19 protein-coding genes are annotated in these 15,430 nt (G+C 45.6%); 10 read left to right on the forward strand and 9 right to left on the reverse strand.

Translation table 11 applies throughout. The features are described from left to right. The 5 genes from CVN76_RS25625 to CVN76_RS25645 all read left to right on the forward strand — a co-directional run. Positions 1–289, forward strand: a 289-nt coding sequence (locus CVN76_RS25625; protein WP_198512651.1) for a RibD family protein, incomplete at its 5' end; no start/stop codon positions are given. Positions 290–309: 20 nt separating this feature from the next. Continuing rightward, the gene (locus tag CVN76_RS25630; protein ID WP_100533561.1) at positions 310–1,404 is read left to right on the forward strand and encodes an FAD-dependent monooxygenase; all 1,095 of its coding nucleotides are present in this window, start codon (positions 310–312) and stop codon (positions 1,402–1,404) included. 15 nt (positions 1,405–1,419) lie between these two features. Next, on the forward strand, positions 1,420–1,983 hold the full coding sequence (locus tag CVN76_RS25635; RefSeq protein ID WP_100533562.1) for a 5' nucleotidase, NT5C type: 564 nt from the start codon (positions 1,420–1,422) through the stop codon (positions 1,981–1,983). Between the two features lie 127 nt (positions 1,984–2,110). Then, on the forward strand, positions 2,111–2,503 hold the full coding sequence (locus CVN76_RS25640; protein WP_061142452.1) for a hotdog fold thioesterase: 393 nt from the start codon (positions 2,111–2,113) through the stop codon (positions 2,501–2,503). A 94-nt stretch (positions 2,504–2,597) separates the two neighbouring features. Continuing rightward, complete coding sequence (locus CVN76_RS25645) at positions 2,598–3,317, forward strand: MOSC domain-containing protein (RefSeq protein ID WP_100533563.1); 720 nt, start codon at positions 2,598–2,600, stop codon at positions 3,315–3,317. Positions 3,318–3,447: 130 nt separating this feature from the next. Here the strand turns inward: CVN76_RS25645 and mnhG are convergent, their stop codons facing one another. Genes mnhG through CVN76_RS25680 form a run of 7 tightly spaced genes read right to left on the reverse strand, consistent with a single transcriptional unit; the run spans position 3,448 to position 9,176 of the window. After that, entirely contained in the window at positions 3,448–3,786 is a 339-nt protein-coding gene (gene mnhG / locus CVN76_RS25650; RefSeq protein ID WP_100530097.1) for a monovalent cation/H(+) antiporter subunit G, read from the reverse strand. Then, positions 3,770–4,054, reverse strand: a complete 285-nt coding sequence (locus tag CVN76_RS25655; protein ID WP_061142455.1) for a Na(+)/H(+) antiporter subunit F1 — start codon at positions 4,052–4,054, stop codon at positions 3,770–3,772. Before CVN76_RS25655 ends, mnhG begins: the two co-directional genes overlap by 17 nt. Beyond that, positions 4,054–4,530 (reverse strand): Na+/H+ antiporter subunit E, encoded by a 477-nt coding sequence (locus CVN76_RS25660; RefSeq protein WP_100533564.1) that lies wholly within the window; start codon positions 4,528–4,530, stop codon positions 4,054–4,056. The genes CVN76_RS25655 and CVN76_RS25660 overlap by 1 nt, the downstream gene beginning before the upstream one ends. Positions 4,531–4,536: 6 nt before the next feature. Then, on the reverse strand, positions 4,537–6,018 hold the full coding sequence (locus CVN76_RS25665; protein ID WP_100533565.1) for a Na+/H+ antiporter subunit D: 1,482 nt from the start codon (positions 6,016–6,018) through the stop codon (positions 4,537–4,539). Further along, positions 6,011–6,352 carry a Na(+)/H(+) antiporter subunit C gene (locus CVN76_RS25670; protein ID WP_100533566.1) on the reverse strand — a complete coding sequence of 114 codons (342 nt, stop codon included), beginning with the start codon at positions 6,350–6,352 and terminating at the stop codon, positions 6,011–6,013. The genes CVN76_RS25665 and CVN76_RS25670 overlap by 8 nt, the downstream gene beginning before the upstream one ends. Then, entirely contained in the window at positions 6,352–6,774 is a 423-nt protein-coding gene (locus CVN76_RS25675; protein ID WP_061142459.1) for a Na(+)/H(+) antiporter subunit B, read from the reverse strand. Before CVN76_RS25675 ends, CVN76_RS25670 begins: the two co-directional genes overlap by 1 nt. After that, positions 6,771–9,176, reverse strand: a complete 2,406-nt coding sequence (locus CVN76_RS25680; protein WP_100533567.1) for a Na+/H+ antiporter subunit A — start codon at positions 9,174–9,176, stop codon at positions 6,771–6,773. Before CVN76_RS25680 ends, CVN76_RS25675 begins: the two co-directional genes overlap by 4 nt. Positions 9,177–9,509: 333 nt before the next feature. On the opposite strand from CVN76_RS25680, the gene CVN76_RS25685 reads away from it, so the two are divergent. Next, complete coding sequence (locus tag CVN76_RS25685; RefSeq protein ID WP_100533590.1) at positions 9,510–10,067, forward strand: DUF5366 family protein; 558 nt, start codon at positions 9,510–9,512, stop codon at positions 10,065–10,067. 258 nt (positions 10,068–10,325) lie between these two features. On the opposite strand, the gene CVN76_RS25690 is transcribed toward CVN76_RS25685, so the two are convergent. Beyond that, a complete protein-coding gene (locus tag CVN76_RS25690) occupies positions 10,326–12,188 on the reverse strand; it encodes a transglycosylase domain-containing protein (RefSeq protein WP_100533568.1) in 1,863 nt (620 codons plus the stop codon). Between the two features lie 271 nt (positions 12,189–12,459). Here CVN76_RS25690 and kapD point away from each other — a divergent pair, with 271 nt between their 5' ends. Then, positions 12,460–13,083, forward strand: a complete 624-nt coding sequence (kapD, locus tag CVN76_RS25695; protein WP_100533569.1) for a 3'-5' exonuclease KapD — start codon at positions 12,460–12,462, stop codon at positions 13,081–13,083. Between the two features lie 40 nt (positions 13,084–13,123). Here the strand turns inward: kapD and CVN76_RS25700 are convergent, their stop codons facing one another. Then, positions 13,124–13,510, reverse strand: a complete 387-nt coding sequence (locus CVN76_RS25700) for a kinase-associated lipoprotein B (RefSeq protein WP_100533570.1) — start codon at positions 13,508–13,510, stop codon at positions 13,124–13,126. A 160-nt stretch (positions 13,511–13,670) separates the two neighbouring features. Here CVN76_RS25700 and CVN76_RS25705 point away from each other — a divergent pair, with 160 nt between their 5' ends. From CVN76_RS25705 to CVN76_RS25715, 3 genes are all read left to right on the forward strand, one after another. Beyond that, entirely contained in the window at positions 13,671–14,261 is a 591-nt protein-coding gene (locus tag CVN76_RS25705) for a peptidylprolyl isomerase (RefSeq protein ID WP_442857606.1), read from the forward strand. Between the two features lie 575 nt (positions 14,262–14,836). Continuing rightward, complete coding sequence (locus CVN76_RS25710; RefSeq protein ID WP_100533572.1) at positions 14,837–15,067, forward strand: hypothetical protein; 231 nt, start codon at positions 14,837–14,839, stop codon at positions 15,065–15,067. A gap of 122 nt (positions 15,068–15,189) precedes the next feature. After that, entirely contained in the window at positions 15,190–15,414 is a 225-nt protein-coding gene (locus CVN76_RS25715; RefSeq protein WP_100533573.1) for a hypothetical protein, read from the forward strand. Positions 15,415–15,430: the final 16 nt, after the last annotated feature.

Consider the following 15,430-nt stretch of genomic DNA (forward strand, 5'->3'; position numbering starts at 1 on the left):
AAATGAGGGCGGTCTCGATTTGGGCGCGCTGACGGAAGAATTGTATAAAAAGGGAATTACGGATGTTTTGCTAGAGGGTGGAAGTGAAGTCAATGCCTCTTTCCTAAGGGCAGGGCTCATCGATAAATTCTTGATTTACGTTGCTCCTAAACTATTGGGCGGGAGAAACTCGCTGACGCCGTTTACTGGAGTGAATATTGATACGATGGATGAAGCGCTGGATGTAGCCTTCTCTAGTGTGGACATGTTTGGAGAAGACATCCGCATCACCGCTTATCCGAAATTATAATGGACAACAGGTGAAGAATGATGGTGGTTAAAACTGATGTATGCATAGTGGGGTCTGGCCCTGGAGGAGCACTGTTAGCCTATCTTTTGGCCAAGCGGGGCATATCGGTCGTCCTGCTTGAAAGGCATTCTGACGTGTCAAGGGAGTTCAGGGGGGAGTTCCTGAATGAGGAAGGAGAGGACATCCTTAAAAAGCATGGTTTATTCGAGACTGTGGAAAGGCTCGGCTTGCTAAGGATGGACCGAATCGAATATTGGCAAGGTGGCCGCTTATTTAAACGGATTTTTCCTGAATGGCCGGTAGATCATGTTGGGATACATGTACCTCAAAATCATTTGCTTTCAGCGATATTGGATGAAGCGAAAAAGTTGGACACCTTTCGATTGATGCTCAATAGCCGGGTAACGGACTTGATTCAGAATGACCGGGGCCGGTTTACGGGTGTCAAGGTCCGGAAAGAGGGAAAGGACATGATTGTCGAAAGTCCATTGATCATCGGGGCCGACGGGAGGTTTTCCACGGTCCGGAAAAAAGCGGGGATTAAAGCCGTGATTAAAAATCATGGCTACGATCTGTTGTGGGCAAAAATCCCGGCTCCTAAGGGATGGCAGCCCTCAATCAAGATGGCACTGGTCAATGACTCCCAAGTCGCCCTCTTCACTCAAACGGGAGGGGCGATCCAAATTGGCTGGAATATAGAGCACGACTCTTTTCCCCAGTTGCGAAAACAGCCTTTTGAGCCTTTCATCGAAAAATTGCTGCTGGCCTTTCCTGAATTGATCGAAAGTGCGCGGGAAAATATCCGCTCCTGGCATGACTTCATATTATTGGACGTTCACAGCAGCTATTGCGAAACGTGGACGAAGGATGGAGTTGCTTTAATGGGCGACGCGGCCCATACGATGACGCCTACAGGCGCTTTCGGGCTGAATTGCGCCATGAAAGATGCCGATTTATTGGCCGATCTTATCCGGGAATGCATCTTGCATGAGGATGCTGACTTCCTTGGGCTAAAAGCTGCCGAGCCGGAAAGAAAGGCCGAAATTGAAAGATTGCAAGCCATTCAAGTGGACAAGGAGATATCCTTCGCCTCACAGTTTGCCGCTTATGTTTGAATAGGAGTGAATGATATGAAATTTGGGTTCGATATTGATGATACCCTGATTAATTTGAGGGAATTCGCGTTCCATCTTTATAATGAAAAGCTGAATAAAAACGTGGAACTGGCGGTATTCAAAGCGTTAAAGACGATAGAAATCCATGAAGCATTCGGGCTTGATAAAGAGGCGGGCGGCAAGATGTGGAATAGTCTTGTCGAGGAAGTGTATTATTCATCGTGTCCCGCTTTCGAGGGCGCAGTGGAAACGCTCCAGGAGCTTGAATTAGCAGGGCATGAGATTTATTACATCACTGCCAGAAAGACGGAGCATGGTGAACGGACGAAAAACTGGATGATCGAAAACGGCTTTCCGGTTAAGGATGACCATTTTTTCTGCGGCATGAAGGATCATGAAAAAATCGATACGATCAATCAGCTTGAGCTTGATTATTATTTCGATGATAAACCGGCTGTCCTCGAAACCTTATTGGATATTCCAACGAAGGTGTATGCAATCGACAATTCCTATAACAGGGAATTGGATATACCGAGACTTTCAAGCTGGTCTGAATTGAAGGAACTGATCTCCAAATGAACGGATGAGGATGACTTGATCGATACGGGTCATCCTTTTTAGATGCAATATTATGAACGGTGATTCATTTTTTTGCCTCTAAATGTTATGATTTACCTGAAGGAAATAAAAAAATGGGGGGATTGGAATGGAGATCAATATGGATAATTCGTTGATAGGCACGCTTGGAATCGAAATGAAAGAATACGGGGATGGGAAAATCATAGCCACGATGCCGGTGGATGAACGAACGAGGCAGCCTTATGGTTTGTTGCATGGGGGGGCATCTGTTGCACTTGCCGAATCCGTTGCAAGCGCCGGGGGGATGCAGCTTGTGGATCAGACGAAGCAGGCTGTGGTCGGACTTGAGATCAATGCCAATCATGTAAGGGGAGTTCGCTCTGGGTTTGTTACCGCGGAGGGGAATATCATCCATCGCGGGAGGACTACGATGGTATGGGACGTGAAGATCAGGGACGAAGAGGATCATCTTATCTGCATTTCCCGCTGTACGTTAGCCATCATTGACTTACCAAAGTGACGGAGAAAAAACAGCTTAGCATGGTAAATGCTCCGGGTTGATCCCTGGTCGGCTGATTGAATGGGTATACAAATGGTTGCAAAGGAGTTTTTTTATGCTTGTTGGCTCTATACAAGAAATCACCCGGCATCCGGTTAAATCATTTGCTGGTGAACAGGTAAAGGCAACGAAGGTGATGGCTTATGGGTTATATGGAGATCGCAGTCATGCCTTTAAGGACAAGCAGGGGAAATTCATCACGATAACCCAGGTTCCTGAAATGGTTCGCTATCAAGCTTTCTTTTCAGGTGAGGAAACGTTGAACGCTTATCCCGAATTGAAAGTGAAGGCACCGGACGGAAACGTGCTGACATGGGGGGATAAAGCCTTCCGGGAGGAAATGGACCTGTTGCTGAGGCGGGAGGCAGAAGCCGTTGAGTATCCTCCTTCGCATATTCCGTTCGGGGCCATCGAAGAAGAAAATATATTGCTTGTTAGTGATGCTTCCATAGCTGAATTGACGAAGCTTTGGGGAAATGAAGTGGATGGCAGAAGGTTCAGGCATAATTTAGTGCTGTCTTTAGTGAACAAAACGCCCTTTCTGGAAGAAAGTTGGTTCGGAAAGCGGATTATCATTGGCAATGACGTCGAACTGGAAATCAAAAGGCATTGCGAACGCTGCATGATCATAACGGTCGACCCTGGAGATTCCCATAAAGATCCTTCCCTATTAAAAACCGTCGTCAAGGAAAGGAACAATCATTTTGGCGTCTATGCTTCCGTCTTGCGGACAGGTCAAATCAGGCTGGGCGATCAAGTGTTTCTAAAGGGTTGATGGTGGATTAAGCGCCGATCTTGAAAAAACTGACAAATGAGCAACAGGCAAACTCTGATGTTTTCGAGTTTGCCTGCTGCTGAGGGCTGTTCCTGTTCGAGGGGCAGCTTTTTTGAACATGAAAAGGAAATCACCGGCCCTTCTTCAAATCGTCCTGGACACTTCGATCCCACATTTTAACCCCTGTATGGTAAGCGGAGCGGTTGATCAAATGTCCAGCGACGGGACTGGTCATGAAGATAAAGATGATGGCGAGCACGATCCGGAAATCGACATGGCCATGTTGATGATAAAAGTATAACAACGTGCCAATCAGGATGAACATGATTCCAAGCGTCGAGCTTTTTGAAGCAGCGTGATTCCTTGTATAGACATCAGGCAAGCGGATGATGCCGAAAGCGGATACTAGAAAGAGGAAGACACCCATTAAAAGGAATAGGCCGGATAGGATTTCAACGATTGCGGTCATCTTCAATGATCTCTCCTTTCTCGAGGAATTTGGCAAAAGCGACCGTTCCGATGAAGGAGAGGACTCCGAGCAGCAGAATGGCTTCAAGATAGGCGCTAGTGTCCATGACAATGGAGGCAAGCGCCACGATTGCGATCAGATTGATTCCCATTGCATCGAGTGCGATGACCCGATCCGGTACGGATGGCCCTATGATTAAACGGTAGAGGAACCCAGCCATGGAAAGGGATGCACCGAGCAAGGCTATTTTCAGCACTAAATCGAACATTATTTGCTCACCTCCATGATCGCCTTTTCGAATGTATGTTTAATACTATCCACAGCATCAGCCTTGTCGGCGATATCCATCGCATGGATATAAAGAATCCGATTATCCTCCGAAACTTCGACGACTAGCGTCCCTGGTGTCAGGGTAATTAAATTCGCGAGGATCGTTATTTCCCAATCCTTCGTCAGCACGGTTTCGAAGGCGAATATGCCAGGCTGCATATCCAGCTTCGGCTTTAAAACGACCTTGAGGACGCTAATGTTGGAAGAGACGAGTTCCCTTGCAAATATGAGCAGCAAGCGGATGACGGCGTTCACCCGGTTCAGGTAGAAGCGGTCCTTGAAAAAATGGCGGAAGACGAACATGATGCAAAGTCCCAATGCATATCCGATGATAAAGGTGCTCCCATCAAACTCATTTTTTAAAAACATCCAAGTAACCGCAAGGACCAGATTCAGTAAAATTTGGAATGACATCAGGCACTACTCCTTTAAAACCGCTTTGATATAAATATCCGGATTCAATAATGTTTCGACAGCTTGAGAAATGTAAGGGTATATCGCTTCCGTTCCAACTCCGTATATGACGGAAATGGCAACGAGGGTTACGGCAGGAATAAGCATCTTATTAACCGGAACGGCTGCCGGGCGATAATCAGTCCTCGGTGTTCCCCAGAAGCCGTAGATGAAGATTTTCATCACGGAATACAGGACCATCAAGCTTGATAGCAGGACAATGGCCATTCCAAGGTAGTCGCCTGATTTTCCAGCTCCCAGGAGAATAAGAAGCTTGCCGGCAAAGCCGCTGAATGGCGGGATCCCAGCCAAGGATATGGCAGCTATGAAAAAGGTCCAGGCAAGGGCGGGATACTGCTTGATCAAGCCGCCCATTTTCCTTAAATCAGCGGAACCGGTGAGTTTGATCATGATGCCGATCAGCAGGAAGAGTGCAGCCTTGATCAGCATGTCATGGATGATATATAAAATCGAGCCTGATAATGCCTGTTCATTCATCACGGAGATGCCGAAAACGATGACACCGACAGCGATGATGATGTTGTAAATGATGATTTTCTTTACATCCCAATAGGCAATCGCCCCGATGACGCCGATGAGGATGGTCAAGATGGCAAGCCACGCCAGGAAGGTATGGGTAAAGCCTTGGTCATGATAAAACATCAGCGTATAGGTGCGGAAAATCGAGTATATCCCGACCTTGGTCAGCAAGGCCCCGAATAGTGCCATCACGGGAATCGGCGGAGCATGATAAGACCCAGGCAGCCACTGGAAGAGCGGGAAAATGGCGCCTTTCAAGCCGAAAACGAGCAAGAAACCGATGGCTATCACCGAGAGGATCGCAGGCTGATTGACCTCTGCTATCCTTTGGCTGATCTGCGCCATATTCAATGTGCCCAGTACAGAGTAGAGATACGCGACCATGATGACGAAAAAGGAAGAGGAGAGCACGTTGACAATGATATACTTCAACGATTCCCTCAGCTGGATTTTCGTCCCGCCGAGTACCAGCAGCACATAAGAAGCCATCAGCATCACTTCGAAGAAGACAAATAGATTGAAAAGGTCGCCCGTAAGGAAGGCCCCATTCACGCCAATCAATAAAAATTGAAAAACGGGATAATAATAGTGCGCTTCACGTTCTTCCCCTATCGAGTGGAACGAATAAAGCAAAATGGCCAGCCCGATGATATTCGTAGTCAGGACAAGCAGTGAGGCAAGCATATCTGCGACAATCACGATCCCGAAAGGTGCCTCCCAGCTGCCGACACCCAAGGTCAAGATACCCTGGGAATGTACCGAGAATACAAGAAAGCTGGATATTACGATTCCAATAAGTGACGAAAAAAGTGAAATCCATCGTTGGAGCTTGATTTTTTTTGCAATGAAAATGAGAAAGATGCCTGTGAAAAGCGGCCATAAAACAGGCAGGAAGGTTAAGTTACTCATTCGTTTTTGTACCTCTCATTTCTTCCATATCATCCGTTCCGAGCTCCTGGTAGGAACGGTAAGCCAGTACCAGCAGGAAGGACGTCACACCGAAACTGATGACGATTGCCGTTAAGATGAGTGCTTGCGGAAGCGGATCGACATAGAAAGCAGCTTCTTCACTCAGCAACGGGACGGAGCCGGCTTTTAGACCGCCCATCGTCAAAATCAACAGATGGGCGCCGTGACTGAGCAGCCCGGTACCGATTATGATTCTTATCATGCTTTTTGAAAGCATTAAGTACGTCGCGCACATGAATAAAATTCCAATGACTATAGCCATTAATAGTTCCATTATTCACTCTCCCCTATCGTTTGAATAATGGTCATCGTGACACCAACAACCACAAGATAAACACCGAGATCAAAAAGCACGGCGGTGTGAAGTGAGATATGCCCAAGAAGAGGCAAATCGACATAACGGTAGGCATGGGTCATGAGCGGTACGCCGAACAACAGCCCGCCTGCAACCGTCAGGCTTGAAATGAGCAAGCCTGCACCGATCATCAACTTATAATCGATCGGCAGGATCGCGGTGACGGTCTTTAAATCGAAGGCGAGCAGCAGCAGCACAATGGCAGCCGAAGTCATCAAGCCTCCGACAAACCCGCCGCCTGGTGAATAATGCCCGCCCAGGAAGATGGCCACCGCGAAAAGGAGGATTACGAAGGCGGCGACCTTCGTAACCGTTTGAAGAATCAGGTCGTTTTGCTTCATGATTTAGCTTTCCCCCTTGTCAGACGCAATTTGATCATCGCGAAGATCCCGAGCGCGGCGATGGAAAGGACAGTGATTTCAAACATCGTATCAAGTCCGCGGAAGTCGACGAGAATGACATTTACGACGTTTTTCCCGCCTGCCTCTTTATACGCGTTTTCAAGGTAATAGCTTGATATGGAATCAAATAGTTTATTGCTGTGTGCCGATAAGGCGATCAAAGTCACGATGACGCCTACACCAATGGATATCAAGGCGTTATTCAACCTGAATGTCATCCGTTCTTCCTTTCTGCTGGCCATCAATGGCAGGTGGAAGAAGCAAAGCAAGAACAGCGATACGGAAATCGTTTCAATGACTAGCTGGGTCAGTGCTAAATCCGGAGCCCGCAGCAAGACGAAAAACAGGGAAATCGCATAACCGACTGCTCCCAAGATGATGATCGAGGTTAAACGTGACTTGGCAAACAAAATCGCAATCGCCGCGACGACGATGACGCCAGCTAATAGCAGCTCGTAAAAACCGATCGGGGCAAAATGTCCTGTATCCAATGTAAAGGCATCTTTCCAATAAATCGTAAAGCCCAATGAAAGAATGAAGAATAGGAAAATGGATAGCAGATAGTTCCGCAATGAACCAGTCATTAGTAATTTCATCACGGAGGAGGACGATCGTTCAAGTCCCCTTAATCCGTTATCATACAAAGAATTCAAGGATATACGTTCAGGAACCAACTGTGTGATCCTCTGCCACTTCGGAAGCATTTTGTATAAAAGAATTCCCAATGCGATGATGCCGATCGTCATCCATACTTCAGGTTTGAACCCATGCCAGAAAGCAATATGGACATGGAAATCATCGGTTGCCAAGCTAGGCTGTATGCCAGCTACTGCAGGCTTGATGATCGAAGAAGCAAGCAGGTTTGGGAAAATGCCGAAAACGATGACCAGCAAGGCAAGGATGATGGGAGAAACCAGCATCCCGATCGGTGCCTCATGTGGCTTCCTATCCAATAGGTTTGCCTGAAGGTTGCCTGTAAAGGGTTTGAGCACGACAATCATGCTATATATAAAAGTGAACACACTCGCAATCCAGGCAATAACAGGGAACAGAACTCCCCATGTGTCCATATTGAAGATATCCAGCTCCAATACATTGACCATGCTGGCCAAGAACATTTCCTTACTTAAGAATCCGTTGAATGGCGGAAGGCCTGCCATTGAAAAAGCGCCGATGATGGCGACGGTGAAGGTGATCGGCATCACCTGCATCAATCCGCCAAGCTTTTTGATATCGCGGGTCCCGGTTTCATGATCAATGATGCCTGCAACCATGAAAAGGCTGCCCTTGAAGGTCGCGTGATTAATCAAGTGGAATACGGCTGCAACCGTGGCTGCCAAGTAGATATTTTCCCCCATTGAATCATAATGGAGTGCTGCCGCGCCCAGACCCAGCAACGACATGATCAATCCAAGCTGACTGATGGTGGAAAAGGCGAGGATGCCTTTTAAATCGGTCTGCTTGATTGCCGAGAACGAGCCCCAGAAAAGGGTGATCAATCCGGTAATCGAAACGAGCCAGAGCCATAACCCGGATTCTGCAAAAACAGGGCTTAATCGAGCCACTAAATAAATCCCGGCCTTGACCATCGTTGCCGAATGAAGATAGGCACTGACGGGCGTCGGAGCCTCCATCGCATCAGGAAGCCAGATATGGAAGGGGAATTGGGCCGATTTAGTGAATGCCCCAAGCAGGACGAGCAATAGTGCAGGAGTGAAAAGTGAGTGATCCATCAGCTGCCCACTTTGTGCTATCAATTCACGTATGCTGAAGGTGTTGCCCATGATGGAAAGGAGAATGATCCCCCCAAGCAGGCTTAGTCCTCCAAGGACGGTAATCAGCAGGGATTTCTGTGCCCCGTAACGAGAACGCTCCCTTTCATTCCAATATCCAATCAATAAAAACGAGGAGAGACTGGTGAATTCCCAAAATGTATAAAGGACAATCAGGTTATCCGAAAGGACCACACCGAGCATCGCACCCATGAAGAGCAAAAGAAAGACGTAAAACTGATTCAGCCTTTCCTTCTCCTTCGATAAATAGAAAACGGAGTAGAGAACGACGAGTGAACCTATTCCGGTAATGAGCAAGGCGAACAGAAGCCCTAGTCCATCAACATAGAAATCGACATGGATACCGAGAGAAGGGATCCATGCAGCCCTTTCCGTCATGACATCGCCCTGTTTGGTCATGGGGATGTACCTTGAAAAATAGGTGAAAAGGAGAATGGGTAATATGAGTACAAACCATCCTGTATGTATTTGTCGAAATTGTTTGTATAAGAGTGGAACAATAAGAGCTAATAAAAACGGTGATAAAACCGCCAGATGAAGCAATGACATAAACTCCCCCCCTTTTTTACGAAGTCTTTCGTCTTATTATGCTTGTATTTACGCAATACTAGACGCCAGGAAATCTTCGTTGCTGATGCCATTTTTTTTATTAATTACATGTCACGATTAAAAGTATAACGCAATTTTTTGGGGTTTGCATGGCTTTAGGAACGAGGATCGTCCACTAAAATGAAGATTTATATATAGGTAGAAAAGGAGCCTCCACCGCTCTGAAAATATTTATTTCAAATGTTTATTTGCGGGGAATCCGTATAGTATCCATTGTGAAATCGTGGTTTATCTTGCATAATATAGGATAAAAGAAGCATGGATGGAGAAAACATGAAAAACACATATTTACTAAGCTACTTTCCGATCATATCAATCCTATTATTCAGCCTATCCTTTTCCATTTATGGGGAAATGCAAATGCTCAAGTTATTCGGGAATTTGGGCATCTACCAAGGAATGCTGGAGTTTTTTTCTGAAACGGGCATAAAGCTGGCGCTGCTGATCGTATTGCTTCTCCTATTTTTCATGGTTTTTGCCGCCTTGAAATTGATCTCTGACACTGTAATGGAGCTATCTTTGTTATTCTTTTCCAAGGATTCGGAAGGAAAAGCCTTGAACAGTGTAAGAAGGGGCTCGGTCATATATGTCATTGGCGCTGCGTGCTCCTTGTTCAGTGTTCAATACATCATTGGGCTAGGAGTGATCTTCACCGCAACGAATATCGTGGCCTTGATTTATTTCGTCAATAAATTGAGCCCGAACCTGAATTTGTCGAGGTTGGTCGGGCTGGTCTTCTTTCCGATCTTCGTTTGGACGGCCTTGATTTCCATCGTCGCCTTTGCCGGCTTGAAGCTTTACAACAGCGTCATTGCAAGCCTGCCCATCTAACCATAAAAAAAAGAAGGTGCCAATGAAGGCACCTTTTTTTCTTAAAACAAGATGGAACCCCGAATGCCCGGCGTTTAGGAGAATCAGTACTGAGACCGTTGCATTCCACTCAGCCTAAAACCCCTTTAGTCCGTTAAGCATTCTTCCCCAGCCTTCCTATTCACTTTTTTTCAGCTAAAAAGCCAAACCCTCGGTAAGGATGGATTTGGCTTTTCGTCGTTAGTCACCTTGATATCGCGAGTATTCGTTAGCTTATTTTTATTGCTCGGCCGTTTGGCTGATGTCTTTCCATATCAGCGTATGCGGTGAGCGTGAATAAATGGCTTGAAGGTTGGCTGGTTTGTCCTTACCGATCCAGACGCCTGTCGTGTAGTTTGCGGTCAGGCCGACAAACCACATGTCTTTTACATCATTGGTCGTACCGGTTTTGCCACCGACGTATTCCGCAGGGAAGTAGGCTTTGCGGCCCGTACCGGTCAAGGTTACTTCATGGAGAAGCGTCCTCATTTTGCTGACGGTATTTTTGCTCCATACCTCCTTGGGTTTATCCTTCCAGCTATAAATGGTTTTACCTTGTTTGTCGGTGACTTTAATGATCGCGCGCGCTGGCTGGTAGTTGCCATCTTGGAAGGAGGTATAGGCATTCGTCAATTCGAGGGGACTCATGCCGTATTCGAAGCCGCCTATAGCCGAACTGATATGGTGATCATTCATGGTGATTCTTTTGAAATCGAAGGCATCGAGATACGAAAAGCTCCTTTTCATGCCCGTCTTTTCAAAAAGCCTTATCGCGGGTGTGTTATAGGATTGAGCGAATGCGGTCCTTAACGTGACCATCCCGTAGCTATCACCGCTATAGTTCTTTGGGCAGTAGCTATTGCTGCAATAGCTCGCTCCGCTTACAAGCTGATTGATGTCAGCGCCGGTTTCCTCAAGGTAGGGAGCATAGTCAAGCAGGGGCTTGATGGCCGATCCCGGCTGCCTATAGCTTTGGTATGAACGATTGAAAGAATTTTTTTTATAATCTTTTCCCCCAATCAAAGAGACAAGCTCGTGCGTATGATGCTGTATAACCACTATCGCTCCCTCGATATCATTGACACCTATTTTCGATTGCAGGGCAGTCTTGGACTGGGTTTGCAGTTTCGTATCGAGTGCGGTATGAATGGTTACACCGGAATGTAAAAGCTTTTCGACCTTGTTACCAAGCTCGGCTTCCGCTTTTTGACGGACAGACTCATCAGAACTTTGTAGAGGTTTCGAGAGACCTTCAGAGGATGCCACCAGGTTTTTCAATTCCTGATGAACATACGTCACATAATCGGGATATAGCTCGACCGGGGTGGACAAGTTCAATCTAATCGTACTTTTGATAAGCCTATCATACTCCATCTGTTCCAAATCACCTTCGGCTACCATTTGTTTCAGCAACCTCTCTTGTCGCTTTTTCGTTGCATCAAAATGTTTAAGGGGATTATAGTGTTCCGGATTATTAGGGATCGCGGCCAAGAAGGCCAGCTCAGCCTTGGACAACTCCCGAGTCGATTTACTGAAGTAAAACTGGGAAGCGGCTTCGATTCCATAGGCGCCATTACTGAAATAGATGGCATTCAAATATAGCTCCATGATTTCCTGTTTGGATTTCTTGCGCTCCAATTGATAGGCATAGAGGAGTTCACTAAGTTTCCGGTTATAAGTCCGATCATGGGTAAGGAAGACATTCCGGGCCAGTTGCTGGGTGATGGTGCTGCCGCCTTGTTCGATCGCATCATTTTGGGAATTGACAAGAAGTGCCCTGCTGATCCCCGACAGGTCGACGCCGCCATGCTCATAGAACTTTTGATCTTCGGAAACGATGAACAGATTTTCCAGGAATAGAGGGATATCATCAAGTTTTAGGTATGACCTTTTTCCGCCATCGGATACCTCGCTGATCACTTTTCCATTTGCGGCCGTCATGTAACTTGTCTGGGACAATTCAATCGAATCAATGGGAATGCGCTCATCGAGCACATGATAGGGAGATTGGGCCAATGACCATTCCTGATAGGAAAGAAAGATGAATAAGGTCAGAACAGGAACTAACAAGAAAATCGTGATATAACCAAGATACGTGCGCATAGTTCAACTTCCTAACTAATATATTTTTAGTATGTTCTTGGACAAAATAAGGAGTGGAATGGTACTTTTGGTTCATACATCCATCATAATCCAATTAAGGAAGACAATAAAGACTTTTGGGGAATTTAGGGCTCCCCTCCGGTAAGGGTGTTGAAGATGAGGGCAATCCGGTGAAGAACTTTCTAAATCTTCTGTTATAATATTCTCATGAGAAAAGAAAACTAATATATGTTTATAAATAAACGTCAGGACTAAGAAGGGGGTCATAAAAATGGACGAACAACAGCAATATGTATTCATAGATTTTGAATTTACGATGCCGGAGGGGAAAGCGAATCCAGTAGGCTTTTATCCGGAAATCATTGAGGTCGGCTTCGTCACCGTCATGAATGAGACGATTCAGGAGCAGTTTTCATCTTTTGTCAACCCATTGAAATTTCCGGCCTTAACGGGAAGGTGCAAGAAATTCTTGAATATAACCCAAGAACAGGTGGACCGGGGGATTTCATTTGAAGAGCTGGTTTCTTTATTGAGGAAGATAGATGAGCAGCATCCAACGACAATTGTGACTTGGGGGAATATGGACATGAAGGTGCTCCGCCAAAACTGTCAGAAAGCAGGGTTGAAGTTCCCGTTTTCAGGAAAACAGACGGATCTTTGTTTGGAGTACAAACGCTTTTTCGGGGATCAAAATCAAACCGGCCTTTGGAAGGCTGTACAGGCCTATGGTAAAGAAGGGACAGGCAAGCATCATAGGGCGCTGGATGACGCAATCACGACATACAATATCTTTAAGCTGGTAGAGAAGGATAAGAGCTATATGCAAAATCATGAACCAACCACGATTGGCGATCGCATTGATTTATCGAAGGTGCTGAATCATTTAGCGTTATAAAAGCCAAATCATCTACTACTGATTTGGCTTTTATCATGCTTTATTTGAAATAATCCACCGCTAGATCTTCGAGGAGCCGCAAGCTTTTTTCATTCCACTCCGTATCGGCTTCGCTTAAGGTTTGTTTCATTTTCGCAACAGCCTCTTTTAAGGATTCCCGATACTCAGGAATTTCCCCATCAAAAACCCTGACCATATTCTTAGGCACATTGGTTTGCTCCCGGAATGCAAGGGCACGCCGTTGATGGAACATGGACACCTCCGTTTGCTTCGGGTTATGAAGATCTCCCTGCATGGGATGCTTCATGACAGCCAACACTTTAACAAGATATGCAGCAGGCCTGATATCGGTGACTTCGCCGATGTATTTTCCTGTTTTATATATCGCGGTAACCTTATCGCCGATTTTAAAATCTTGTTCTGACATTTCCCTACCACCTTTCTTTAACTTCCTTCATGATACATAAGAACACCGATTTTTCACAGCGATTTTGTTCAATTTTGCAAAGATGCTTTTTTTATAAAAATCGTGTAAAGTGTACAAATGAAGATGAGGCCATTTTATAAAAAAGAAAGAGGGTATGACAATGACAAACTTTCCGCAATTAACAAGTGAAGTATTGGAAAATGAAAAAGCGGTCATCATGCAAACGACGCTTGGCGATATTAAAATCAAGCTATTCCCTGAACTTGCTCCAAAGACAGTGGAAAATTTCTTGACACATGCTGAAAACGGTTACTACGAAGGGATCATTTTCCACCGTGTCATCAAGGATTTCATGCTGCAAGGCGGAGATCCAACAGGAACTGGAATGGGTGGAGAAAGCATTTGGGGAGCGCCATTCGAGGACGAGTTCTCGATGCAATTATTCAATTTGCGGGGAGCGCTTTCCATGGCAAATGCAGGACCGGGAACGAACGGCAGCCAATTCTTCGTCGTACAAGCTCAGCACGTGGACAGCAGGATGGGCGGGCAAATGAAGCAAGCCGGTTATCCTGAGGAAATCATCAGTGCCTATATGGAACAAGGCGGCACTCCATGGCTTGACCATAAGCATTCCGTTTTTGGACAAGTCATCGAAGGCATGGACGTCGTGGATGCGATTGCTGACGTGGAAACCGTGGCAGGAGACAAGCCAGCCGAGGATGTAGTCATTAAAGGAATCACCATTTTATAAACCATGAAAAGTGAGGGGCCGAGTGTCTCTCGCTTTTTTATGTGCAGGGATGGGCCTGAAGTAAATTGATGCAAAGGCCGGAGCCATGATGCGGAATCCGAAAAAAGCAGCGGCAAACCGTGCTAAGAGGAACACGAAATCTTACTATAATTGAAAATTCGCCCTATACCACATATAATTCGACCTGATTCCGCTTATTCCGTCCTAACTCCCACTTATTCCGTCCTAGACTTCGTATAATTCGACCTAACTCCCGCTTAATCCGTCCTAATCTCCGTTAATTCGACCTAACTCCCGCTTATTCGGTCCTACACTCCATCATTCCGCAGTATGATTATGTATGAGCGTGGAAGATCTGGTATATGTTCAATCTAGAAATTCTTCCAATAACGATATTCATAAAATCAAATATGATACTTTGGAATTCAAAATAGATTTATCATTATCTGGCAGCCCATCGTCCTGAGGAGGGGAATGAAATCCTTCAGGCTGGTCTTGACAAGATTGAGTTAGCGCAGGAACAGACGGTGCTAAGGCAAATACTGATTTTTTATAAAACATTAGTGGTATTCTACATGAACGAGATGCTCTCAAATGATGGCTATCAAGAACTGCAAAAGATAACCTTTTGGTATGGTGAGGCTTTTTATACGATAGCCCAGGCAATCATACAAGAACCAAATAATAAGAGTGGACGAATGGAAGCGGAGCTTGAAAAGGGTTTATCAAAAACAGGTGAGTTATTAGATCCAAATCAACAAGGAATCCTTAGGATTGTTCTACCTTCAATCGGTAAAGTGAGATGAGTAACAAATGGAATCCAAATATCACTCTCCGTTTTAGCCAATACGGTTCACTAGTGGATTGTTCTGGGAATTGATATAATGGTAGAAAGCAGTGCATATCTCTATCAAGGAGGAAGTATCGGATGGATTTTCTCGATCATGCTTTACTAGGTTTGTTTCTTTATTTTCCGGAAGACAAGTCTGAGTATATTCCGGCTGGCATCACTTGTTTCATTTTTTTGGTTGCCGCCGTTTTTACGATGAGGGCCATTATCAGATATTCAAAAAAAGAAGAGATGAAGACGAAGCAATTCGAGGATGAAGTGACGAAGAGGAACCAGCGATTAGAAGATGACAGGCTCACATGAACAAGGATTAGGGGCG

This window comes from Bacillus sp. mrc49 (genome assembly GCF_002803435.1).

Excerpts from the sequence above, each read along its gene's own strand:
- CVN76_RS25630 (WP_100533561.1), top strand. The coding sequence starts at position 310 with ATGGTGGTTAAAACTGATGTATGCATAGTGGGGTCTGGCCCTGGAGGA.
- CVN76_RS25635 (WP_100533562.1), top strand. The coding sequence starts at position 1,420 with ATGAAATTTGGGTTCGATATTGATGATACCCTGATTAATTTGAGGGAA.
- CVN76_RS25640 (WP_061142452.1), top strand. The coding sequence starts at position 2,111 with ATGGAGATCAATATGGATAATTCGTTGATAGGCACGCTTGGAATCGAA.
- CVN76_RS25645 (WP_100533563.1), top strand. The coding sequence starts at position 2,598 with ATGCTTGTTGGCTCTATACAAGAAATCACCCGGCATCCGGTTAAATCA.
- mnhG (WP_100530097.1), bottom strand. The coding sequence starts at position 3,786 with ATGACCGCAATCGTTGAAATCCTATCCGGCCTATTCCTTTTAATGGGT.
- CVN76_RS25655 (WP_061142455.1), bottom strand. The coding sequence starts at position 4,054 with ATGTTCGATTTAGTGCTGAAAATAGCCTTGCTCGGTGCATCCCTTTCC.
- CVN76_RS25660 (WP_100533564.1), bottom strand. The coding sequence starts at position 4,530 with ATGTCATTCCAAATTTTACTGAATCTGGTCCTTGCGGTTACTTGGATG.
- CVN76_RS25665 (WP_100533565.1), bottom strand. The coding sequence starts at position 6,018 with ATGAGTAACTTAACCTTCCTGCCTGTTTTATGGCCGCTTTTCACAGGC.
- CVN76_RS25670 (WP_100533566.1), bottom strand. The coding sequence starts at position 6,352 with ATGGAACTATTAATGGCTATAGTCATTGGAATTTTATTCATGTGCGCG.
- CVN76_RS25675 (WP_061142459.1), bottom strand. The coding sequence starts at position 6,774 with ATGAAGCAAAACGACCTGATTCTTCAAACGGTTACGAAGGTCGCCGCC.
- CVN76_RS25680 (WP_100533567.1), bottom strand. The coding sequence starts at position 9,176 with ATGTCATTGCTTCATCTGGCGGTTTTATCACCGTTTTTATTAGCTCTT.
- CVN76_RS25685 (WP_100533590.1), top strand. The coding sequence starts at position 9,510 with ATGAAAAACACATATTTACTAAGCTACTTTCCGATCATATCAATCCTA.
- CVN76_RS25690 (WP_100533568.1), bottom strand. The coding sequence starts at position 12,188 with ATGCGCACGTATCTTGGTTATATCACGATTTTCTTGTTAGTTCCTGTT.
- kapD (WP_100533569.1), top strand. The coding sequence starts at position 12,460 with ATGGACGAACAACAGCAATATGTATTCATAGATTTTGAATTTACGATG.
- CVN76_RS25700 (WP_100533570.1), bottom strand. The coding sequence starts at position 13,510 with ATGTCAGAACAAGATTTTAAAATCGGCGATAAGGTTACCGCGATATAT.
- CVN76_RS25705 (WP_442857606.1), top strand. The coding sequence starts at position 13,671 with ATGACAAACTTTCCGCAATTAACAAGTGAAGTATTGGAAAATGAAAAA.
- CVN76_RS25710 (WP_100533572.1), top strand. The coding sequence starts at position 14,837 with ATGAACGAGATGCTCTCAAATGATGGCTATCAAGAACTGCAAAAGATA.
- CVN76_RS25715 (WP_100533573.1), top strand. The coding sequence starts at position 15,190 with ATGGATTTTCTCGATCATGCTTTACTAGGTTTGTTTCTTTATTTTCCG.